The 4,363-nt window shown below is 70.5% G+C and carries 7 protein-coding genes; 6 read left to right on the top strand and 1 reads right to left on the bottom strand.

Translation table 11 applies throughout. The features are described from left to right. Positions 1-113 precede the first annotated feature (113 nt). The 5 genes from ACFV4F_RS27645 (at position 114) to ACFV4F_RS27625 (ending at position 2,900) form a co-directional block, all read left to right on the top strand. Positions 114-839 carry a DUF2993 domain-containing protein gene (locus tag ACFV4F_RS27645; protein WP_380506377.1) on the top strand — a complete coding sequence of 242 codons (726 nt, stop codon included), beginning with the start codon at positions 114-116 and terminating at the stop codon, positions 837-839. A gap of 227 nt (positions 840-1,066) precedes the next feature. Beyond that, positions 1,067-1,147, top strand: coding sequence for an Ms5788A family Cys-rich leader peptide (locus tag ACFV4F_RS27640; RefSeq protein WP_350517234.1), 81 nt, complete (start codon positions 1,067-1,069; stop codon positions 1,145-1,147). Positions 1,148-1,379: 232 nt separating this feature from the next. After that, complete coding sequence (locus tag ACFV4F_RS27635; RefSeq protein ID WP_380498585.1) at positions 1,380-2,216, top strand: sulfurtransferase; 837 nt, start codon at positions 1,380-1,382, stop codon at positions 2,214-2,216. Positions 2,217-2,253: 37 nt separating this feature from the next. Beyond that, a complete protein-coding gene (locus tag ACFV4F_RS27630) occupies positions 2,254-2,544 on the top strand; it encodes a DUF1416 domain-containing protein (protein ID WP_030059605.1) in 291 nt (96 codons plus the stop codon). Positions 2,545-2,624: 80 nt separating this feature from the next. Continuing rightward, positions 2,625-2,900, top strand: coding sequence for a DUF3099 domain-containing protein (locus ACFV4F_RS27625; RefSeq protein WP_380498586.1), 276 nt, complete (start codon positions 2,625-2,627; stop codon positions 2,898-2,900). Positions 2,901-2,913: 13 nt separating this feature from the next. On the opposite strand, the gene ACFV4F_RS27620 is transcribed toward ACFV4F_RS27625, so the two are convergent. Further along, positions 2,914-3,276: a DsrE family protein gene (locus ACFV4F_RS27620; RefSeq protein WP_329932323.1), complete on the bottom strand. Its 363-nt coding sequence runs from the start codon at positions 3,274-3,276 to the stop codon at positions 2,914-2,916. A 370-nt stretch (positions 3,277-3,646) separates the two neighbouring features. Between ACFV4F_RS27620 and ACFV4F_RS27615 the strand changes: the two genes are divergently transcribed. Then, positions 3,647-4,231: an FABP family protein gene (locus tag ACFV4F_RS27615; protein ID WP_380441145.1), complete on the top strand. Its 585-nt coding sequence runs from the start codon at positions 3,647-3,649 to the stop codon at positions 4,229-4,231. Positions 4,232-4,363: the final 132 nt, after the last annotated feature.

The following is a 4,363-nucleotide window of genomic DNA, read 5'->3' as shown; positions in this document are numbered from 1 at the left end:
GCCCCGCCCCCCCCGCCCCGCGCCCCCCGTACTCTGGGTCGTGCGGAGGCCCCGTTGCGGGCCGCCGCCGTGAGGCGGCGAACGACGGCGACCGGCGACGACGGGGGAGTGCGATGCGCGGATGGCTGAAGGCGACGATAGGCCTGGTGGTGCTCTCCGGGCTGCTGCTGGGCGCCGACCGGATCGCGGTCGGGGTGGCCGAGGACGAGGCCGCCGACCGGATGGTGAGCAGCGGCCGGATGAGCCAGCGCCCGGACGTCTCGATCGGGGGCTTCCCGTTCCTCACCCAGGTGCTGTCCAAGAAGCTGGACGACGTCCGCATCTCGGCCGACAACCTGATGATCAACGACGGCGGCCACCAGGTGGCGCTGCACGGGTTCAAGGCCCGGCTGTCGGGCGTCCGGGTGAGTGACAGCCTCAACTCCGCGACCGTGGACAGCGGCACCGGCAGCGGTCTGATCACCTACGCGGACCTCGCCCAGCTGCTGCCGCCGGCCGCCCAGCTGATGCCTGGCGGCGGCAAGCTCCCGGTGGGCTCGAACACCCGGCTGAGCCTGTCCTACGGCGGTCCCGGCAAGGTCAAGGCGTCGCTCGGCCCGCTGCCGGTGGGCACCGGCTCGGTGCACAGCGAGGGGAACACCGTCACCGCGGACGGCTTCCAGCTCAGCGGGCTGGCCGGGATGTTCGCCGGGGCGACCGGCCAGAAGATCGACCCGGTGAGCTTCACCCTCGACTCGCTGCCGGCCGGGCTGAAGCTGGCCGACAAGGACGGCGTGACGCCGACCGAGGACGGCCTGCAGCTGAACTTCGACGGTCGGGGCGTCAAGCTCCTCGGCTGACCACTCACCCGATCGGCCGACCCGGTCGGCTTCGTTCCGCTCCGCGAGACGCGCTGTCCAGCGCCGACCGCGGAGCGGTGTCGTTTCCGGCCCCGGAGGGCCGCCGTGGCGCCGCTGCCCGCTGCCCGGCGGGCTGCGGAGGGTCAAATCTCGGCATTCGGTCGATCTGGTCTCGGTATCCGATACGCTGATGACAGCGGGCCGTCGGTGTCCCTAGCATCGTCGACATGAAGCGACAGACGGATCTCACGAAGCGGCGGGCGGTCGACCTGTGCCGCGTGGCCGCCTGTCTGTGTCGAATGCGCTAACTCGGCATCCCGGCAGGGCAGTTGCTGCCCGCCGCCGATCCTCCGGCGATTCCGTCCGGCCACTTCGGCCGACCTCCGCCGACGCACACCGCGATTCCCCGCCCGGCCGTCCCGGACACCCTCCTCCGTCCCATCATTCGGACGGACTTTCGGACCGGAGCAGGCCGAGCGTCCCGCAGCACCCCGCTGAGCAGCACCTTCCGCCAACCGCCCCCGGATGGAGAACACCACCATGAGCCGCAGCGACGTCCTGGTCGACGCCGACTGGGTCCAGGCCCGCCTGGACGACCCGAAGGTCGTCATCGTCGAGGTCGACGAGGACACCTCCGCGTACGACAAGAACCACATCCGCAACGCCGTCCGGATCGACTGGAAGAAGGACCTCCAGGACCCGGTCCGCCGCGACTTCATCGACCAGGCCGGCTTCGAGGCGCTGCTCAGCGCCAAGGGCATCGCCAACGACGACACCGTCGTCCTGTACGGCGGCAACAACAACTGGTTCGCCTCGTACGCCTACTGGTACTTCAAGCTGTACGGCCACGGCGACGTCCGCCTGCTGGACGGCGGCCGCAAGAAGTGGGAGCTGGACTCCCGCGACCTCGTCTCCGAGGTGCCGGCCCGCGCCGCGACCGAGTACACGGCGCAGGCCGCCGACTCGTCGATCCGCGCCTTCCGCGACGACGTGATCGCCGCCATCGGCACCCTCAACCTGGTCGACGTGCGCTCGCCCGACGAGTTCTCCGGCAAGCTGCTCGCCCCGGCCCACCTCCCGCAGGAGCAGTCGCAGCGCCCCGGTCACGTGCCGAGCGCCCGCAACATCCCGTGGGCCAAGAACGCCAACGACGACGGCACCTTCAAGAGCGACGACGAGCTCAAGGCCCTGTACGAGGCCGAGGGCATCGACCTGGCGAAGGACACCATCGCCTACTGCCGCATCGGCGAGCGCTCCGCGCTCACCTGGTTCGTCCTGCACGAGCTGCTCGGCCAGGAGAACGTGAAGAACTACGACGGCTCGTGGACCGAGTACGGCAGCCTCGTCGGCGTGCCGATCGAGCTCGGCAGCAACTGAGCCCCCGGCTCGACCCGTAAGTCAGAAGGAGACAGACATGTGCGGTGCGAAGGCCGGCGGCCCGGACCTGGCAGGAGTTGACGTGGCGAACGAGACGATCATCCAGGGTTCGGTGACCCGCGACGGTGAGCCGGTCAACGGCTACGTCCGGCTGCTGGACGAGGGCGGAGAGTTCACGGCCGAGGTGCCCACCTCGGCGACCGGCCAGTTCCGGTTCTTCGCCCGCCCGGGCAAGTGGACCCTGCGCGCGCTGGTGCCGGGGCAGACCGTGGACCGTCAGGTGGTGGCCTCCCAGGGCACCGCCGTCGAGGTCGCGATCGCGGTCTGATTCCCGCCCCGCGGAAGGCGGCGGAAGGCGAAACGACGAGGGCCCTGCCACGGCGGGGCCCTCGGTCGTACCGTGGAGACGTGCAGGCAAGCCGGCGGCGCCGCTACTACTTCGCCATGATGGGCGGGTGCCTCGGCATGTTCGTCCTGGCCTGGGGCGTGGTGCGGTTCTTCTCGGTGCCCGCAGCGATCGCGCTGTGCGTGGTCGCGGCGGTCATCCCGCCGGCCGCGGCGGTGTTCGCCAACAAGCGCGACCCCGACGACGACTGGTGGAACGACCCCCGCTGGGACGACCCGAAGTGGGACGAGCCCGGCCACGACCGGGACCACCCCGACCACGAGCGGCGGGACTCCTAGCCCCGCTGCCCGGCTAGTACACGAGCGCCTGCACGCCGTCGCTCATGATCTCGCTGACGAAGACCTGCGCGCCCGCGATCCGGACGCCGTCGACGGTGTCCTTCTGCTCGATCCCGCGGCGCACCGCGCACTGGGTGCACAGCGTCACCGTGCCGCCCGCCATGATCGACTCCAGCAGGTCGGGCAGCGGCGCCGAGTGCGGCAGCTCGAACTCCGCCGCCCGCCCCGGCAGGGCGAACCAGGAGGACTCCCCGGTCAGCCAGAGCGAGACCTCGATGCCGCTGGCGACGGCCACGGCCGCCACCGTGAACGCCTGCGAGCACCGCTCCGGGGCGTCGGAGCCGGCAGTGACCTTGATGACGAGCTTCTTCGACATGGCGCCACCTTAGAGCGCCCGGAACGTCCGGTTCCCGGAATCCCCGGATCGCGCGGGGAAACCTTCGGCGGCGCGCGGAAGTCGCCGCGCGGAGGGCGCCGGCGCGGCGGCGGAAACGCGACGTGGTGGGGCTCACCGCGACCGGCCGATACCCGGCGGATAGAGTGAGCGCCAGCAAAATCCACCACACTGTCGCCGCCTGGGAGCCCCCCGTGTCCGGTCTGGAAATGTTCTTCGACGGTCTGCTGGCCCTCATGGCCGTGCTGATCACCTGGTTCGCCATCTTCTCGGTGATGAAGCTGTACCAGGGCCAGCGCTGAGCCTGCCGTACGGTTGAAGCAGCCCCACACCGACGACAGCGACCAGGAACATGATCGAGATCCCCTCTGACCTCCACAAGGACGTCGTCCCGCTCGCCTTCCTCCTCGGCACCTGGGAGGGCGCGGGAGTCTATGACTTCCCGGGCACGGAGAAGTGCAACTTCGGCCAGGAGATCGTGATCCGGCACGACGGCCGCCCCTTCCTGGAGTTCCGCTCCCGCACCTGGGTGCTGAACGAGGAGGGCGAGAAGGTCCGCCCGCTGGAGAACGAGCACGCGTTCTGGCGCATCACCAGCAACCACGACGGCACCTCGGGTGCGCGCGGGATCGAGATCTCCTCCGTCCGTGACGACGGCACCGTCGAGATCTGGTACGGCGAGCTGGCCGACGGCAAGCCGCAGGTCGACGTCTCGACCGACGCGGTCGCCCGGATCGAGGGCTCCCCGGAGTACTCGGGCGGCAAGCGGCTCTACGGCTTCGTCAACGGCGAGCTGCTCTGGGTCGGCGAGAAGGCCGCCCCGAGCGTGCCGCTGCGGCCGTACATGTCCGCGCAGCTCAAGAAGGTGCTCAGCCCGGCGCAGCTGATCAAGGACATCAACGACCTGCCGGACGACGGCATCGCCTTCTTCAAGTAGGCCTCCAGCAGGCCTCCGGCAGGCACCGCGCGGGGGGGGGCCCCCCCCCCACCACCTAGGGTCCCGCCCCCGGCCCGGGCCCAAACAAGTTACAAGTACCCCCCCCCGTGGCAGGGGCACCAACCTGGCCGG

The sequence above is a fragment of the Kitasatospora sp. NPDC059722 genome, assembly GCF_042733235.1.
Classification (GTDB): Bacteria; Actinomycetota; Actinomycetes; order Streptomycetales; family Streptomycetaceae; genus Kitasatospora.
The sequence above is the reverse complement of the archived record's forward strand: the minus strand, read 5'-3'. Positions and strand labels throughout refer to the sequence as shown.